Here is an 18,447-nt window from a genome sequence, read left to right as displayed (position 1 = left end):
TATGAAATGCTTATTTATCTCATGTTTACTGTGGTTCTCCGTCTTGTCAGCCGTAGCCAAAGTCCCTTCGATGGAGAAGATCCGGCTGACGGACAACTGGGAATACCTGAAAGGCGACTTAGGGGGAGTCTGGGAGGCTGTGCGTCCAGCCGCCCCCGGTAGTCCGGAGACTGTTCCCCTCTGGAAACCTGTCGCATTGCCCCACTGTTTTAATGCGGAAGATGCAGTTGATCCCGACGTGAATTATTACGAAGGCCCCGGTTGGTATAAGACCCTGCTGACGATTGACAATCCTTATTCGGACGGTCGTATCATGCTCGACTTCGATGGGGCCGGGCAAAAGACGGATGTCTACGTCTATACGACTCTTGTGGGTAGTCATGTGGGCGGTTACGACAGTTGGAATGTCGATATAACGGATGCCGTGAAAATATTTCTCGGCAGCAAGGATGCGCAGCGTTTCAAAGGGAAAGTTCCCTTGTCGATCCGCTGCGACAACTCCCGCGACCTGGAGATGATCCCGTCCGACCTGGCCGATTTCAATATCTATGGCGGCCTGTACCGCTATCTGAATCTGGTCTATCTGCCGAAAGTCTCTTTCGAGACGATCCGCCTGGAACCGTCCCTGTCTTCCGACCTGAAAGAAGGGACATTGAAAGTAGAAGCTTCGTTCTATAATCCGGACGATGTGAAGAAAGCGGATGTGACCGTATCGGTCTACGACGCCGGCCGGAAGCTTGTCTTTACCCAAGCGATCGAAGGAGTATTGCCTTTGGGCAGCCGCCTCTTGGCAGAGATGAAGATCAAGAACCCGGCTTTGTGGGATGTGGATGCGCCGCATCTTTATACCTGCGAGCTGACCGTAAAGACACCGGACCAGACTTTTACGACTGAAGAACGCTTCGGTTTCCGCCGGGCGGAGTTCAAGGATAAAGGCCCGTTCTTCCTGAACGGCAAACGTCTGCTTTTGCAGGGTACGCACCGCCACGAAGATCATGCCGGCGTGGCGCAGGCGATGACGGAAGAGATGATGCGACGCGAAATGCAAATGATGAAAGATATGGGCGTGAACTTTATCCGTCTCGGACATTACCAGCAGTCCGGAATCATCCTGGACCTTTGCGATGAACTGGGTATCCTGGTATGGGAAGAAATACCTTGGTGTCGTGGCGGACTCGGAGGCGAAGTCTATAAGGAACAGGCTCGCCGGATGCTGGCAAACATGATAGGCCAGCATCATAATCATCCGGCTGTGATCATCTGGGGGCTGGGAAATGAAAATGATTGGCCTAACGATTTCAGCACGTTCGATAAGAGTGCGATCCGCGCTTTTATGAAAGAATTGCACGACCTGGCTCACCGCTTGGATGATACGCGCATGACCGCAATCCGCCGTTGCGAGTTTTGCAACGATATCGTCGATGTCTATTCTCCTTCCATCTGGGCGGGTTGGTATCGCGGTGTCTTTACCGACTATAAGTCTATCTCCGAGCAGGAGATGCAGAAGGTGAAACATTTCCTGCATGTGGAGTGGGGAGGCGACAGCCATGCCCGCCGCCATTCGGAAGACGCTTTCTATAATCTGAAAAACATCGAGGCTGGAAAAGGCGGTGATGAACGTGCCGGCGATGCTTCCCTGTATGGCGGTGTCCCCCGTGCTTCGCGCGATGGCGACTGGTCGGAGAGCTATGTGGTACGCTTGATCGACTGGCATCTGAAGGAACAGGAGACGATGCCCTGGCTGACCGGTACGGCTTACTGGCCTTTCAAGGATTTCTCTACTCCGGTCCGTCCCGACAATCCTGTCCCTTATGTCAATCAGAAGGGCGTGGTCGAGCGCGACCTTACTCCGAAGGAAAGTTATTATGTTTTCCAGTCTTACTGGACGGAGAAGCCGATGATCCACATCTACGGTCACACCTGGCCGGTCCGCTGGGGTGGAAAAGAGGACCGCAAGGAAATCTTAGTGTATTCCAACTGCGACGAAGTGGAACTTTTTGTCAACAACATAAGCCAGGGCGTGAAACGGCGCAATAGCCAGGATTACCCGGCTGCCGGCCTGCGCTGGAACTGTGTCTATCAGGAAGGCATGAATGAAATTCGAGCTGTCGGCATCCGGAAAAAGGATAAGGTGGAAGTTTCCGACAGTCTCCGCCAGGAATACCAGACTGCTAAATGGGATAAAGAAGCCGCCTGCCAGTTGAGCCTGCTTCCCGAAGGGGGAGACACGGTTTTGGTACAGGTACAGTTGGTAGATAAGAACGGCATCCGTTGCCTGAACTCAAAGAAACTGGTCGCTTTCGAAATTGCAGGTGACGGGCGTTTGATCTGTAATCTCGGAACCTCGACCGGCAGCCGCAAGGTACAGGCGTATAACGGACGTGCCCTGATCCGTGTCAAACGGAATGGGGGAAAGAGTGTGATTGCTGTTAAAGCGGAAGGCCTGCCAACTGCATTCCTGGAATTGGACGCGCCCCGGTAGGAGCAGATCGATCGGTATCTTTAATTTCATTTATCCGGAGGGTATTTCTGCTTATCCGCCGGATAAATGAAAATTCCCCGTCCGGACAGTCCGTCATGGCCCCCTTGCGATTGCGGCATTGTCTTAAGATGTCAGGATTTCCGATAGGATATCCGTGAAAGCAAGTGCCGACTTTTTACGGTATGCGCCTTTGGTCCAGAAAAGCGCGGCATGTGTGGACAGGTCTATGTCGGAACGGATCGGTATTTTGACGAGCCCGTCTTCATTTCTGGCGGCTGCGAATGTCAGTATGGTTCCCCAGTTGCCGGTATTTACCAAGTTGATTATCGTGTGGACGTCGTTCAACTCCATATCTACATGCAATTCCAGTTTTTTTTGTTCGCAAATCTTGTCGATCCGTTCCCGTGTGGCAAACCCTTTGGCCGGAAGTATCAACGGCATCTGTGCCAGTTTCTCAAGTGTGACGGCCTGCATGCCGGCACTGGGATGCGTCTTATGCACGATCAAATACAACCTGGAAGTAAAAAGAGAAATCATATCGAAACCTTCGTCCGAACTTCCCGACTCAAATGAAAGGATAAAATCCATTTTATTATTGTCCAACATCTCCATCAATTCGTCGGAAGTGGCAAATGTGATCTCGATCTTTATGTTGGGATATTTCCCGGAAAACTTTTTCAATGCTTTTGTCAGGATCGTGCTCAGGCTGTAGGTGACCCCTATGTGCAACGATCCGGTTTCCAATCCTTGCAGATCCCGGATGATCTGTTTGCCGCTATCGGCATCGCGTATGGCGTTTCTTGCGTATGGCAGGAACGATGATCCGGCTTCAGTCAATACAATGCGTTTGCCTACCCGGTCGAAGAGCAGGACTCCCAACTCGCTTTCCAGTTGTTTGATCTGTTGTGACAATGTGCTTTGGGAGATAAATAAAGCCTTTGCCGCTTCTGTGAAATTTAAGAGTTCACTTGTCTTCTCGAAATATCTTAACTGGCGTAATTCCATATCAATCGGTTTTATCAATGATTACTATCGAAAAATAGCGTTTCGCAAATGTATGTATATATTCTCTTGCTGCATACTTTTGTGGCATGAAAAACGATCTTATGCACATAAATACAACAGTAAAGGCAGAAAAGGAGACGAAGCGTTTCCGGTTGATCAGGAATTGCATGTTCCTGTCCGGTCTTTCGGTTTTTGCCCAGTTATATCTGTTCCAGCCTATGCTTTCGGAACTCTGCACCTCTTTCAGGATAACGCCGGCTATGAGCAGCCTTGCCGTATCGGTATCTACGATAGGTATGGCTGCGGGCTTGTTTGTCTTTGCTTTCAAAGCCGATTCGCTTTCACGGCATAGACTGATGGGAGTTGCGCTTGTTCTGTCTTCCGCTCTGACTGTATTATCTGCCTTTGCCTGGAATTTTCCGCTCTTACTGGTCATAAACTTTTTGAAGGGGGCTGTGCTTTCCGGGGTATCGGCTGTCGCACTTGCTTATTTGTCGGAAGAGGTGGACGCTTCTGTGATCGGTTTGGCAATCAGCCTTTATCTGAGCGGGAATACGGTCGGCGGGATGGCAGGCAGGGTGATGGGGACGCTCCTTTCCGGATGGAGCAACTGGAGGTATGCTGCACTGGCGATCGGACTTGTCAGCTTGATACTTGGCATTGTCTTTATCTGTAAGATTCCACGTTCGGAGAACTTTGCTCCTTCTTCCGTCGATGTGCGTAAGAGAGTAGGGGATATGGGACGGTTCCTGAATAAAATCACATTCCTGGGGATGTTTCTGGTTGCTGCTTTGGCGATGGGGGCATTTGTGAGTGTCTATAATTATCTTTCTTTCATTCTGGAATCTTCCTCGTTCGGACTGCCGCATTATGTTGTCGCCATGATATTTATGATGTACACGACAGGTGTAGTCGGTTCTCTTGTCACAGGCAAACTTTCCGACCGGTACAGCCCTGCTGTGTTGTTGAAAGGTTCTCTCCTTTTGATGGCGGGTGGCTTGTTGCTATTGCTTGTCATGCAACTTTGGGCGATCATAACAGGACTTGGTATCTTGACGTTCGCTTTCTTCAGTGCACATACGATGGCAAGCAGGATCGTTTCCGTAAATGCCCGGCAGGCCAAAAGCAGTGCAACCAGTCTTTATTGGCTCTTTTACTATGCCGGTTCGAGTGTTGCCGGCTCATTGACCGGTATCATCCTTTCCGGATATGGCTGGAATACCTTCGTCTGGTTTGTTATCGCATTGGTGGCGGTTGCATTCTTTATTTCCGTCGCATCGTCCTGCCGATATAACGGTCGCAGATGGATCATATTTGCATTGCCCGAATGGGACTCTTCGCTTTGCAGGAGCGATATTAAACCTGGTATTGCCGGAAAACAAGATAAATAGTTGAGTTTCCTGATATATTCGTACAGAGTCGTGGAGGTACGCGTGTAATCATGTTCACCGTAATATTATCTGTAGAAGAAACTGAAATCAACTCTCAATTATCAATTAATTATTACCTTTGTGCCGCTTTTTACGAGAAAAAGCAGAAATATGTTTAATCTGTATTGGTAAAGGGGTATAGTCTATGCAAAAATCTGACTGCATCATTGGTGTGGAGCATGTGTCTAAATTCTTTGGGGACAAGGCCGTATTGAATGATGTGAATTTGTCTGTCCGCAAGGGCGAGTTTGTAACCATTTTAGGGCCGTCCGGTTGCGGAAAGACGACGTTGTTACGTCTGATAGCCGGATTCCAGACAGCTTCGGAAGGGGTTATCACGATTGCGGGAAAGGAAATCACGCAAACGCCTCCCCATAAACGTCCGGTCAATACCGTTTTTCAGAAGTACGCCCTTTTCCCTCACCTGAATGTATTCAATAATATCGCTTTCGGCCTGAAGCTGAAAAAACTCCCGGCAGCCGTTATCGAGAAAAAGGTGAAGCAGGCATTGAAGATGGTGGGGATGACCGACTACGAATACCGGGATGTCGACTCCCTCTCCGGCGGACAGCAGCAGCGCGTTGCCATCGCCCGTGCCATCGTGAACGAGCCGGAGGTGCTTTTGCTGGATGAACCGCTGGCTGCTCTCGACCTCAAGATGCGCAAGGATATGCAGATGGAGTTGAAGGAGATGCATAAATCCCTTGGGATCACCTTTATCTATGTGACCCACGACCAGGAGGAAGCGCTCACACTGAGCGACACGATCGTCGTGATGAGCGAAGGGAAGATCCAGCAGATCGGGACGCCGATCGACATCTATAACGAACCGATCAACTCGTTTGTCGCCGACTTCATCGGCGAAAGCAACATCCTGAACGGGCTGATGATCAAAGATAAATTAGTGTCCTTTGCCGGCCACGAGTTCGAGTGCGTGGACGAAGGCTTCGGCCAGCAGGTTCCGGTGGATGTCGTGCTTCGTCCGGAAGACATTTATATTTTCGAGCCGTCTGAAGCCGCCATGCTGACGGGGACGGTGACATCCTCTATCTTTAAAGGCGTTCACTACGAAATGATGGTGCAGACGCCGGAAGGCTATGAGTTCATGGTGCAGGATTACCATTGCTTCGATGCCGGGCAGGAAGTCGGCCTGTTAGTGAAGCCCTTCGATATCCACGTGATGAAAAAGGAACGTATCTGCAATACGTTCGAAGGCAAGATGGTCGATGCCACGCATGTGGAATTTTTAGGTTGCACGTTCGAATGCCGGGAAGTCCCCGGAATAGAGCCGGAAACACCCGTGCAGGTAGAAGTGGACTTTGCCCGCGTCATCCTGGAAGACAACGAGGAAGACGGACGCCTGACCGGCGAAGTGAAATTTATCCTCTATAAAGGCAACCATTATCATCTGACGGTGTTTACCGACTGGGACGAAGATATCTTTGTCGACACGAATGATGTCTGGGACGACGGTGACCGGGTCGGAATCACGATCGCTCCCGAAAACATACGGATTGTTCAATCAACTAAAAAGGAAGGAAGTGGTAAGTAAGATCTCAGCGTTTTTTATGCGGCGAAGGAACTGGACGATTCCTTATGCCCTGTTTCTGGCTGTTTTTGTCGTAATGCCCTTGCTGCTGATCGTATTCTATGCGTTTACAGATGCCGACGGAGCATTCACTTTTGCTAATTTCCGTAAGTTCATGGTGCATCCCGAAGCGATGAACACGTTCGTCTATTCGATCGGGATTGCGATTATCACGACGCTTGTCTGTCTTATCCTGGGCTATCCGGCTGCTTATATCCTGAGCCAGGAGCGTTTCAATACCTCCCGGACGATGGTCGTGCTGTTCATCCTGCCGATGTGGGTGAATATCCTGATCCGTACGCTGGCTACGGTGGCCCTGTTCGATTTCCTGAACCTGCCGTTGGGAGAGGGGGCGCTGGTTTTCGGCATGGTGTATAACTTCCTCCCGTTCATGATCTATCCGATTTATAATACGTTGCAAAAGATGGACCGTAACCTGATCGAGGCGGCCCAGGATTTGGGAGCCAATCCGTTTCAGGTCTTTATGAAGACGATCCTGCCTCTTTCGATGCCCGGTGTGATGAGCGGGATCGTCATGGTTTTCATGCCGACGGTTTCCACTTTTGCCATTGCCGAGTTGTTGACGATGAATAACATCAAACTGTTCGGTACGACCGTGCAGGAAAATATCTATAACGGCATGTGGAATTATGGCGCGGCGCTTTCCCTGATTATGTTGTTGCTGATCGGCGTTACCATCCTCTTTACGAACGATGAAGACAATGCCTCAAACGAAGGGGGAGGTGTGATATGATGACGAAATGGATGGCGAAAGGGTATCTGTGGTTGCTGTTGGCGCTGCTCTATTCCCCGATTCTGATTATTATGATCTTCTCGTTTACCGAAGCGAAAGTCTTGGGAAACTGGACGGGATTTTCAACCAAATTGTATAGTTCGCTGTTTACAGGAGGCGTGCAGCGTTCGTTGGTGAGCGCGTTGTGGAATACGTTTGCTATCGCGATGATTGCGGCAACCGTCTCCACCTTGTTGGGCAGCATTGCGGCTATCGGCATTTTCAACCTGCGGTCGCGGACCCGCCAGGTGATGAACTTTGCCAATGCGATCCCGATGATGAATGCCGATATCATTACGGGTGTCTCCCTTTTCCTGCTGTTCGTGAGTTTTGGCGTTTCGCAGGGATTCACGACGGTCGTGCTGGCGCATATTACGTTCTGTACGCCCTACGTGGTGCTGAGCGTGATGCCTCGCCTGAAAAAGATGAACCAGAATGTTTATGAGACGGCGCTCGATCTGGGGGCGACCCCTTTCCAGGCGTTGCGCAAGGTGATCCTGCCGGAGATTCGTCCGGGAATGATCAGCGGCTTTATACTCGCTTTCACGCTTTCGATCGACGACTTTGCCGTGACTATCTTTACGATCGGCAACGAGGGGCTGGAAACCCTTTCGACCTTTATTTATGCGGATGCCCGCAAAGGAGGGCTGACACCGGAATTGCGTCCGTTGTCGACGATCATCTTCGTGACGGTACTCGTCCTTTTGATTGTAATTAATAAACGGGCGGAGAAGTCCAAAAGCTAATGGAGAAAAGCAGGAAATGAATAAACTGATTACAATAATAGCCGGTTGCATGCTCCTTTTAGGCGCAATGTCCTCATGCGGACGTACGGACGAGGAACGCAGCCATATCCTGAAAGTCTACAACTGGGGGGATTATATCGACGAAGATGTCTTAGCCGGATTTCCCGCCTGGTACAAGGAACAGACCGGCGAGGATATCCGGATCATCTACCAGGTGTTCGATATCAACGAAATCATGCTTACCAAGATTGAACGCGGGCATGAAGATTTCGACTTGATCTGTCCGTCCGAATATATCATCGAGCGGATGCTGAAGAAAAACCTCCTTGTCCCGATAGACCGCAATTTCGGAAAGACACCGGATTACCTGGATAATATCTCTCCCTATATCCGCGAGCAACTGAATAAGCTAAGCCAGCCGGGGCGGAAAACGACCGACTATGTCGTCCCTTATATGTGGGGAACGGCAGGGATTCTCTATAACAAGCAGTTCGTTACCAAAGAAGAGGTCGAAAGCTGGGAATGCCTCTGGGACCCCAAGTTCAGGAATAAGATCTTGATGAAAGACAGTTATCGCGATGCCTACGGTACGGCCATTATCTATGCCCATGCGAAGGAACTGGCAGACGGCACTGTGACAGTCGAGCAGCTGATGAACGACAATTCGCCCGAAGCAATCGCCATAGCCGAGGAATATCTGAAAAAGATGAAGCCCAACATTGCCGGTTGGGAAGCCGACTTCGGCAAGGAGATGATGACGAAAGGCAAGGCCTGGCTCAACTTTACCTGGAGCGGGGATGCGGTCTGGGCGATGGACGAAGCGGAGGCTGTCGGGGTGGAGCTGGACTATGAAGTGCCCCGCGAAGGCAGCAATATCTGGTACGACGGCTGGGCGATCCCTAAATATGCCCGCAATGTAAAGGCTGCCAGTTATTTTATTGATTATCTTTGTCGTCCGGACGTCGCTTTGCGGAATATGGACGCCATCGGTTACGTCAGTGCCATCGCGACTCCCGAAATCATGGAAGCCAAGATCGATTCGACAATCGAAGAAGTTTCCGACCTGAGTTATTTCTTCGGTCCCGGTGCGGATAGCATCCGGATCAATCCGGTACAATATCCCGACCGCAAGGTGGTGGAGCGTTGCGCCATGATCCGCGATTTCGGAGACCGGACGGAACTGGTCCTGGAGATGTGGAGCCGCGTGAAAGGGGATAACCTGAATACCGGGATCGTCTTGCTGATCTTTGCTGTGTTCGGCGTGTTATTTGTCTGGTTGGTATATCGCAGGATACGTCAATATAAGCAACGGAAACGCCATCACAGACGTCGCCGCCGCTGGTAAACATAAATAGTTAGAATCAAAAAGAGAGTCATGGAAGGCATTAAAAACTTGGTTATAGATTTTGGCGGCGTGATCATCAACCTCACCCGTAACCGCTGTATTGAGGCATTCGAGAGCTTGGGTGTCGCAAATATACGCGAACAGATTGTCAATAATTACCAGCATAAGGATCTCTTCATGAAGATCGAGCTCGGCTCCATCACGACAGCCGGCTTCCGCGACGGCATCCGCCATCTGACCAAGCAGTCTCTGACGGACGAGCAGATCGATGCCGCCTGGATCGCCATGCTCGATGATGTCCCGGATTATAAGCTGGATCTTTTGCTCGACCTCCGCAAGCGTTACAATACGATGCTGCTCAGCAATACGAACGAGATTCATTGGGACTGGTCGGAAAAGACCTGTTTCTCCTATAAAGGCCACCATGCTTCCGACTTTTTCAATCATATATATCTTTCCTACCAGCTTCACATGCTGAAACCGAACGCCGATATATTCGAATATGTCCTGCAAAATGCAGGCATACGCCCCGAAGAAACATTGTTCATAGACGATGCCGTCCCCAATTGCCGCACCGCCGAATCATTAGGTTTCCATACCTATACGCCCCAACCCCGCGAGGATTGGTCGCATCTGTTTGTTAATTAACTTATTTCAGACAACCATATTTGCCGTTGTTTGTTTTGATTAGACAAAAAACGAAACAAATAATGGTAGTTATGAATAGGTTAATGCTAACGGTACTTGCCGCTGCCGCCCTGTTTGGCAGTTGTTCCAAAGACGATGACGATAAAACAGGTAATAATAATAAGGATCTGGTCTCTCCGGAGATACTCGACATGACTGTTTCGTCAGCAGCTTCTTTTACAGGAGGGTTGATGGTTTATCCTTGTATGCCCGATACTTCGATTTATTTCGGCAACTTCAGTGTGAACGGCGAAATTGTCTCGTTCAATGCTAACTATACGGTGATCAACGGTTCCGCCTCTTCCGTCTTGAACCCGGTACGTCTTCCGGTAGGGGATTATAATTTCCTTTATTGGGGCGTTATGAAGAACAGTCCGACCGACTCGACCTATGATGCCGCTTCCATAACGGAACCCGGACTGAGAAGGGGTATTAACTTAGCCGATCTGTCCTATTCACTCCGTAAATCGAGTTACTCGGATACGACCTACAGCCCCGTATATGACTTTGTCCATGCCGTCCAGCCGCTTCATGTCGGAACCGATAATATGGAGGCGACACTGGATAGAGTGGTTACCGGTTTGCGGGTGGCTATAGTCAATTACGACGGTTCGACAATGGATTCCAGCATTGCGACTTGCCGCGTCTTGGTGAGCAGCATAGCCGGCAAACTGAACTACTACACAGCCGAACCTTCCGATTTTACGAAGACGGTCGCTTTCCCGCTTACCGTTTCGGGCGACAGCCTTATGATGTCGGCCAATTCTACAGTCATGATGTTCCCCTCCGGTGATGCGCCTGAACTGTCGGTCGTCCTGAACCTGAAAAATGGCCAGGAAAAGGTATTTCGCAAGGCGCTTGCCGGTCCTTTAGCGGCAGGGAACCGTCTTGTCCTGAAGATTTCGCTGGGCGACCTCTATGTGGAGGAAGGCTCCTCGCACGGCTTCGAGGTCAAAGACTGGGATGAAAAGACGGAATCCCTCGATTTTCCTACGAACTAAATATCCTTTACTTTCAATATATTGTATGACGTCCCCACGTCATACACATCATTCCCGTCCACCTTCTTGATGTAGTTTACTACGCGGATGGTGACGGGAAGGATTATTACTTCATAGAGGGATTTCAGGACCGCCTGTGTCCCGATCATGATGAAAAGCTCGCCTACCGGTATCAGTCCGGCGAAAGCGATCGGGAAAAAGATCATCGAATCGGCGCTCTCGCCGACCAAAGTGGAGACGATGGCCCGTAAAGAGAAATTCTTTCCGGCCGAAGCAATCTTCATCTTGCTCATCACATAAGCATTCAGGAACGAACCGGCAAGAAAAGCGATCAAGCTCGCTATGGCGATGCGCGGCGCCATCCCGAACACGAAGTTGAAACCTTCTTCGCCTTCCCAGAACGGGGCGGCAGGCAACATCACCGCCAATTGTGCGAATCCGATTACCAGGAAATTCGAAGCGAACCCGCTCCAGATAATCAGGCGTGCTTTCTTGAACCCCCATACTTCGGCAATACAGTCATTGATGATATAAGAGATCGGGAAAACGATCAGTCCGGCGGTGGCAGTAATGCCGGATACCTGGACGACTTTGGTTTCTAACAGGTTCGAAGCTACTAAGCAGATATTGAACAGGATGCCCAGCAGCATAAACGGCACGGTTACAGTAGATGTCTTCTGCATATTTCTTGTTTTTAACGAGGTTTATCAAGCACTCGGTGAATAATGTGAAGGAACGTTTTTGCCATTCCGGAAGCAAAGTTAGCGATTAATCTTGAAGATATAAGATAAGTATACTGTTTTTTGATAGTTCTCTCCATTTTTCTTTGAACACTTGCTACCCCCCTTCGTATACAAACGAGCCCATTTCATCTCTAAATTCCGGCCCTCCGTCTCAATATAAAAACAGTACCCGAATCACCTGTACTTTCGCAGTATAAATTCAAAATATACAGCGAAAATGAAAACATCATTATCACATTCGGAAGCAGTCAGCGGATACAAAAAACCCGCCTTGTTCTTTATCTTATCTACCCTTATACCTTGGGCTTTTTGGTTTGCCGCAGGGTTTGTAAGCCGGATCACTCCGTACGAACAAAAATATCTGGATGTGGCCGGCATGTTGGCTTTTGTCGGGTTGCCGAATCCCGTTGTGGTAGCATTCTTCCGGAATCGGGCCGAATATCGGTTACGGGTTCAGCGTCGACACCAAGACCGAGAAGCTGCCCGAAGGCGACCCGAACGAAAACAAATTGGAATTGAGCCATTGGTATCTGGTCGGCGGAGCGATGGTCTGATATGAATTCCGCTTCGTACAATGTTAGAAATGCCTTCGGCAAAGTATATAAGCTCATGGATTTTTTTAAGAAATAATTAACAAACTTCATAAATACGAACAATCGTGAAACAATTAATCCAAATTATACTATTTGTCGCTTGTACATTGCTTGCGACAAACATATCCGCACAGGATAACAAACCCGTACAAACCATACGCGGGATAGCCATCGACTATGCTTCCGGCACTCCGATCCCTTACGCGACGGTTCAACTTTTAGACTTGCCGCAAATGGGAACAACTACTGATAATGACGGTAAATTTGTGATAAAGAACGTACCCGTAGGTCGCTACGATTTGCAGGCTTCCTTCTTAGGCTACGAACCAACTATCTTCCGCGAGATTATGCTCACATCAGCGAAAGAGGTGTCTCTCGAAGTGCAGATGAAGGAGAATACCCGACTACTGGAAGAAGTGGTAGTTCGTCCACGTATCAACAAAGAAGAACCGATGAATAAGATGGCTCTCTCAGGAGCGCGTATGCTCAGCGTGGAAGAAGCCAGCCGCTTCGCCGGCGGCATGGACGACCCGGCGCGTTTGGTGAGCTCCTTTGCCGGAGTCACATCGGCTGTTGGGAGCAATGGCATCTCAGTACATGGAAATGCACCGAGCCTGCTTCAATGGCGATTGGAAGATGTGGAGATTCCCAATCCGAACCACTTTGCCGATGTAGCTTCGTTGGGTGGTGGCGTGCTGTCCTCGTTAAGCAGTAACGTATTGGGCAATTCCGATTTCTATACCAGCGCTTTTCCCGCCGAGTTCAACAATGCCGTATCAGGCATATTTGATATGAAGATGAGGAACGGAAACAGTCAGAAATTCCAACACACACTGCAAGCCGGAGTGCTTGGTTTGGATGCCGCTTCGGAAGGGCCACTCAGCCGAAAACACAATGCATCCTATCTGTTCAACTACCGATACTCGACTACGGGATTGATGAACAAGGTAAGCCCTGCCGGAGATTTGGAACAGGAAATGGATTATCAGGATTTGAATTTCAAGCTGAACTTCCCAACCCAAAAGGCGGGTATCTTTTCCGTGTGGGGAACGGCTCTGATTGACAAGATAAAGCCCGAAATCAAGACTCCTGACGAATGGGATTACATGGAAGATGCTAAAGATTCGCGCATGAAGCAGACTTCGGCTGCCGCCGGATTGAGCCACCGCTATTTCTTTGATAACGGAGGACTGCTTAAAACTTCCCTTGCCACTACTTATTCCAAAACAGATGTGTGGGAAAGCATCTACGATAATAATATGGATTCCGCTCCCTTTCTCGATTTCCAAAGCCGTTATACCAATCTGGTGCTGACCTCTTCGTTCAACAAAAAGTACAGTTCCAGACATACTAACAAGACCGGGTTCACATGGACTAATATGCACTACGACATGGACTTCGATCTGGCTCCACTTTACACGGAACCCATGCAGCGTATTTCGGAAGGAAAAGGCACTACCAATCTCCTGTCGGCATACAGCAGTTCCTTGTTCACTTTCAACGATAAGCTATCGGCAACATTGGGCGTAAACGGACAACTCCTTACGCTGAATAATACATGGACAATAGAACCTCGTGCCTCTGTAAAATGGCAGGCAACATCAAAGAGTTCGTTCGGCTTGGGTTATGGGCTGCACAGCCGGATGGAGAAGTTGGACGTGTACTTCGTAAAGACACAAGCAACCGGCGATAAACAGGTCAATAAAGACTTGGACTTCACAAAAACGTACCATCTGTCTTTATCCTACAATTACAGAATATCGGACGATATGAACCTGCGGGTCGAGCCTTATTTCCAATACCTGTACGATGTGCCTGTGATGGCGGACAGTTCCTATTCCGTACTCAACCGTAATACCTTCTATGTGGAGGATGCGTTGGTAAACAAAGGAAACGGGCGCAACTACGGGATAGATGTTACGTTTGAAAAGTATATGACCAAAGGCTTTTACTACATGATAACGGCATCCGTATTCGACTCCAAGTATAAAGGCGGCGACGGCGTTTGGCACAATACCAAGTTCAACCGTAACTACGTGTTGAACGGTTTGATAGGGAAGGAATGGATGATCGGGCGCGATAAGCGGGACGTGTTAAGTGTAAACCTGAAGCTGACTTATCAGGGCGGCGACCGTTATTCTCCGGTCGATGAACAGGCGACATTGGCGCACCCCGACAAGGAAACGCAATATGACGAAACGAGAGCCTATTCACTGCAATTATCGCCTATGTTTCTTGCCAACTATACCCTTAGCTACCGGATGAACCGGAATAAGGTATCGCATGAGTTCGCCGTGAAAGGTATGAACGCCACCGGATACAAAGAATATTTCGGGCACGAATACAACCTGAAAACCGGAGTGATAGAACCCAGGCGATTGAAAAATTCTATCTTCAACATAACGTACCGACTTGATTTTTAGCGTATCTTTGCAACCCTCATATAGATAGAAATGAAAGATAATAATTTCCTGCCCCGCTTTCTGTTTAGTCCGAACTATCGGGTTTGGCGGCATCTGATATTTATCCTTGTCGGGGCAATTATTACATTCAATCAGGTATTCATTGCCTATCAGGACAGCCAAGCCGTTTTAGGAAACCGGATTTATCTTATCTGCGCCACGTCCTTTATGGTATACCTGATTGCCCTGTACTTCAATTACTTTTATCTCACACCCAAATATCTCCTGAAAGGGAACTATATCGGCTATGCGGTATTTCTTACAATCATTGTTTTTTCATTGCCAACATTGTCTATAGCAGGGGAATACTGGGTACGCAATTCATTGGGGTTGCCTCACAGGATAACATCCTATACCCATCCGCTGATTTTGGTCGATAACCTTTCCACCACCGTCATTACAGCCGTTTGTTTTTGCGGCGTGTCGGTGATTATGTTCTTTGGCAAGTGGATGAGAGGCAATGAGGAAGTCAGTCGGATGGAAAGCGAGCATGTGAAATCGGAACTGAACAAACTGAAAGGACAAATCGCCCCTGCGTTCCTGTCGAAGACACTCCGCAATGCTTCGTCTCTGGTAGAATCGAACCCGCAGCAGGCTTCCGATACGCTGATGCGGTTGGGACAGCTATTGCGTTACCTACTCTATGATTGCAACCGCGACCGTGTATTGCTTAAATCAGAGATTAATTCTCTTGACAAGTTCTTTGAACTGGAGCAATCGAACAATCCCGACATGCGGTATCGAATACATATCGAGGGAGATATAAGAAACACTTTCGTTGTTCCCATGCTGTTTTTGTCGCTTGTTCAGTGTGTAATAGCCGATAGCCATTCGGTGGAGTTGCTTTTCAGACTCCAAGATAAAACGCTCTCCTTTACATGTAAATCGGATAACGACAAACCGTTGGATAAAGATGCGCTTTCTTTGATCCGCCAACGCTTAGAGTTGCAATATCCCGGTAAATACGCATGGGATGTAAGCATGGAAACGATAGAACTTAAAATAGATACGTCGGAATGAAACCCATCCACAGACATCTCGTATTGCAAGCCGTTATTCTGGCCATCTCGTTCGGAGTGTTTTTCGATGCTCCGGATAAGTTGAACCTTTCGCTTAACCGCTTTTACGGTTGGATCGGCTATTATCTTTTCCTGAGTATGCTTGTCTATGTCAATGCCTATGTGTTGTTTCCCTGCTTTCTGGCAAAAAACAAAGTCTTAGGCTATGTCATATCGGTTGTTCTTTTTACTGTTTTTTCCATGTTCATTATGACCGTGTTGCAAGACTTGTTTTATGACATAGCGGTATCGCACGGGGAGCCTTCGGGCATGGCGGTTTTCCTTAGTATAGCCTCTTCGGTATGTACCCTATTTCTTTTCTTGGGAGGCATATCGATGCTCCTGCTGTTCAAACAATGGACAATCGGCAGGCGGAATATCGGCAACCTACGAGTCGCCACCTCGCAGTCGGAGCTTTACTTCCTTAAGAGCCAGATAAACCCGCATTTCCTGTTCAACATGATAAACAATGCCAATATCATGGTAGACGAAGACCCTAAGATGGCTTCCCATATATTAAGGAAACTGGACGATATGTTGCAGTATCAGTTCAACGACAGCACACGGGAGCGGGTTTCGCTGAAAGCCGACATTGCTTTTCTCACCGACTTTTTGGATTTGGAGAAAGTTCGCCGCGACCGGTTTGAATACAGTATCACCGTAGAGGGGAATCCGGAATACATTCAAGTGCCGCCTTTGCTCTTTATCCCGTTTGTGGAAAATGCGATAAAACATAACAGGGACGCAAACAGTTCGTATGTACATATTAAATACCGAACGGCAAACGATCGCCTGCTCTTTGAATGTGAAAACTCCAAACCGCCCAAGCCGATTAAGCGTGATGTAGGCGGTTTAGGCTTGGCGAATATCAAACGCCGTTTGGCTCTGCTGTTCGGCAACGACTATGTGTACGACATAGTAGAAACGGAAACAACTTACAAGGTAAATTTACAAATCCCATTATGAGATGCATTATAGTAGACGATGAGCCAATCGCTCGCAAAGGAATACAGAAATTAGTCGCCCGGATTTCCCAACTTGAACTGTTGGATAGTTTCAACAGCGCGGAAGCCGCTGCCGGGTATATGCAAATAACAAATGTCGATTTGATATTTCTGGATATTCAGATGCCGGGGGTAAACGGTATTGAGTTTGCCCGCAGCATCCCCAAACACACGCTCATTATCTTCACGACAGCCTATTCGGAATACGCCCTCGACAGTTACGAGGTCGACGCGGTCGATTATCTGGTCAAACCGATTGACGCCGCCAAGTTCCGCAAGGCGGTGGATAAAGCGATCACCTACCACTCCCTGTTGCTGGACGAAGACAAGAAAAGCGTGGAAAACGTAGAAGATGAATGTATCTTCGTGAAATCGGACAGGAAGTATTTCAAGGTAAACCTGAAAGACATCCTCTTTATCGAAGGATTGAAAGACTACGTTATCATTCAATTAGACGGACAGCGTATTATTACCCGCATGAATGTAAAAACAATACACGATCTGCTTCCCAAGAGCATTTTTCTACGGATAAACCGTTCGTATATCGTCAATCGAAACCACATCGAATCGTTCGACAACAACGATGTCTTTATTAAGCAACATGAAATTGCGATCGGCAATTCCTATCGGGATGCTTTCTTTGAGGAGTTGTTGAATAACAGGTCTATATAAGGCAATCCGGTCTGAATGAATATTACAGCCCTATACGTTAATCACATGGGGCTTTTTGTTATTTCTTCACTCTTTTGTCTTGATATGTGCAATGAAGTCGAGAGTATACATATAAAAAATGACAATAACCCCTTTTTCGTCCTTTTTCTATTTCATCTGAAATTCCGGATCATACAGATCTTACACTTTGTCCGGCAGGGTGCTTTTTGTTTGACACGGAAAGAAATGAGATGGGCAGCTTGTCCCGTTATAGGTCCTGTTTTGTCAGTTTGACGGGGAAAAACCGGAAAATGTGATAATCCTCAACTCCCGGAGAATCGAATATTTGCGGACGAAGCCGTGTCGCGTTCCGTTTGCGGCGAAAGCACTTTCCTGCCTTTCCTCCGTGAGGTGCGCAGAACTTTTCCATGACGACCGTCTTCGTTGTCGTGAAGACTGACTTTATAGGCAATGACGACCGTCTTCGTGGCGATAAAGTCAATCTTCACGGCGCCGAAGACGGTCGTCATGGCGGAAAACCGGCAAATAAATGAAAAAAGATCCGTTTTGTTTCCCCAAGAGAGGAATCCGAACTTTTTCATCATAAAGCCAGCCAATTGTTAAATAACCGTTTTTTTACAATAAGGATATGCGAAAGTAAGAATATTTGAACCTGTAAATGATGATTTATCAGCGAGCTAACAAACAAAGCTGCGCCTTATGCCGCAGGTTCTCTTTTGGAGGGTGTGTCAAAACCGACACATCCTCTTTTTATATCGTTTCCTCCTTTTCCCGATATAGTATTTTTCTATGCCGCAATTTTCCGAGTTGTATAAGTAATAATTGCCATTTTCGTTCT

16 protein-coding genes are annotated in these 18,447 nt (G+C 48.2%); 13 read left to right on the top strand and 3 right to left on the bottom strand.

Annotation, left to right across the window (positions count from 1 at the left end; all coding sequences use genetic code 11):
* Position 1 precedes the first annotated feature (1 nt).
* Positions 2-2,482: a glycoside hydrolase family 2 protein gene (locus H8S65_RS13805; protein ID WP_186930515.1), complete on the top strand. Its 2,481-nt coding sequence runs from the start codon at positions 2-4 to the stop codon at positions 2,480-2,482.
* A 123-nt stretch (positions 2,483-2,605) separates the two neighbouring features.
* Here H8S65_RS13805 and H8S65_RS13800 read toward each other — a convergent pair whose 3' ends face one another.
* The gene (locus H8S65_RS13800) at positions 2,606-3,487 is read right to left on the bottom strand and encodes a LysR substrate-binding domain-containing protein (protein WP_186930514.1); all 882 of its coding nucleotides are present in this window, start codon (positions 3,485-3,487) and stop codon (positions 2,606-2,608) included.
* 101 nt (positions 3,488-3,588) lie between these two features.
* Here H8S65_RS13800 and H8S65_RS13795 point away from each other — a divergent pair, with 101 nt between their 5' ends.
* The 7 genes from H8S65_RS13795 (at position 3,589) to H8S65_RS13765 (ending at position 11,077) form a co-directional block, all read left to right on the top strand.
* Positions 3,589-4,878 (top strand): MFS transporter, encoded by a 1,290-nt coding sequence (locus tag H8S65_RS13795; RefSeq protein WP_222616294.1) that lies wholly within the window; start codon positions 3,589-3,591, stop codon positions 4,876-4,878.
* A 184-nt stretch (positions 4,879-5,062) separates the two neighbouring features.
* A complete protein-coding gene (locus tag H8S65_RS13790) occupies positions 5,063-6,469 on the top strand; it encodes a polyamine ABC transporter ATP-binding protein (protein WP_186930513.1) in 1,407 nt (468 codons plus the stop codon).
* 16 nt (positions 6,470-6,485) lie between these two features.
* On the top strand, positions 6,486-7,259 hold the full coding sequence (locus H8S65_RS13785; protein WP_186930512.1) for an ABC transporter permease: 774 nt from the start codon (positions 6,486-6,488) through the stop codon (positions 7,257-7,259).
* On the top strand, positions 7,256-8,044 hold the full coding sequence (locus H8S65_RS13780; RefSeq protein WP_186930511.1) for an ABC transporter permease: 789 nt from the start codon (positions 7,256-7,258) through the stop codon (positions 8,042-8,044). Before H8S65_RS13785 ends, H8S65_RS13780 begins: the two co-directional genes overlap by 4 nt.
* 16 nt (positions 8,045-8,060) lie before the next feature.
* On the top strand, positions 8,061-9,389 hold the full coding sequence (locus tag H8S65_RS13775) for an ABC transporter substrate-binding protein (RefSeq protein ID WP_186930510.1): 1,329 nt from the start codon (positions 8,061-8,063) through the stop codon (positions 9,387-9,389).
* Between the two features lie 30 nt (positions 9,390-9,419).
* Positions 9,420-10,037, top strand: a complete 618-nt coding sequence (locus H8S65_RS13770) for an HAD family hydrolase (protein WP_186930509.1) — start codon at positions 9,420-9,422, stop codon at positions 10,035-10,037.
* Positions 10,038-10,108: 71 nt separating this feature from the next.
* The gene (locus tag H8S65_RS13765; RefSeq protein WP_186930508.1) at positions 10,109-11,077 is read left to right on the top strand and encodes a FimB/Mfa2 family fimbrial subunit; all 969 of its coding nucleotides are present in this window, start codon (positions 10,109-10,111) and stop codon (positions 11,075-11,077) included.
* Here H8S65_RS13765 and H8S65_RS13760 read toward each other — a convergent pair.
* Positions 11,074-11,760 carry a queuosine precursor transporter gene (locus tag H8S65_RS13760; RefSeq protein WP_186930507.1) on the bottom strand — a complete coding sequence of 229 codons (687 nt, stop codon included), beginning with the start codon at positions 11,758-11,760 and terminating at the stop codon, positions 11,074-11,076. The two genes, H8S65_RS13765 and H8S65_RS13760, sit on opposite strands and share 4 nt — an antisense overlap.
* 277 nt (positions 11,761-12,037) lie before the next feature.
* On the opposite strand from H8S65_RS13760, the gene H8S65_RS13755 reads away from it, so the two are divergent.
* The 5 genes from H8S65_RS13755 (at position 12,038) to H8S65_RS13735 (ending at position 17,609) form a co-directional block, all read left to right on the top strand.
* Entirely contained in the window at positions 12,038-12,379 is a 342-nt protein-coding gene (locus H8S65_RS13755) for a hypothetical protein (protein WP_186930506.1), read from the top strand.
* Positions 12,380-12,475: 96 nt separating this feature from the next.
* A complete protein-coding gene (locus H8S65_RS13750) occupies positions 12,476-14,836 on the top strand; it encodes a TonB-dependent receptor (RefSeq protein ID WP_186930548.1) in 2,361 nt (786 codons plus the stop codon).
* 30 nt (positions 14,837-14,866) lie between these two features.
* On the top strand, positions 14,867-15,895 hold the full coding sequence (locus H8S65_RS13745) for a sensor histidine kinase (RefSeq protein ID WP_186930505.1): 1,029 nt from the start codon (positions 14,867-14,869) through the stop codon (positions 15,893-15,895).
* Complete coding sequence (locus tag H8S65_RS13740) at positions 15,892-16,899, top strand: sensor histidine kinase (RefSeq protein WP_186930504.1); 1,008 nt, start codon at positions 15,892-15,894, stop codon at positions 16,897-16,899. The genes H8S65_RS13745 and H8S65_RS13740 overlap by 4 nt, the downstream gene beginning before the upstream one ends.
* A complete protein-coding gene (locus tag H8S65_RS13735; protein WP_186930503.1) occupies positions 16,896-17,609 on the top strand; it encodes a LytR/AlgR family response regulator transcription factor in 714 nt (237 codons plus the stop codon). The genes H8S65_RS13740 and H8S65_RS13735 overlap by 4 nt, the downstream gene beginning before the upstream one ends.
* 302 nt (positions 17,610-17,911) lie before the next feature.
* On the opposite strand, the gene H8S65_RS13730 is transcribed toward H8S65_RS13735, so the two are convergent.
* Complete coding sequence (locus H8S65_RS13730) at positions 17,912-18,193, bottom strand: hypothetical protein (RefSeq protein ID WP_186930502.1); 282 nt, start codon at positions 18,191-18,193, stop codon at positions 17,912-17,914.
* Positions 18,194-18,447 lie beyond the last annotated feature (254 nt).

It is taken from the genome of Parabacteroides hominis, assembly GCF_014287585.1.
Classification (GTDB): domain Bacteria; phylum Bacteroidota; class Bacteroidia; order Bacteroidales; family Tannerellaceae; genus Parabacteroides; species Parabacteroides hominis.
This window is presented reverse-complemented; position numbering and strand designations above follow the sequence as displayed.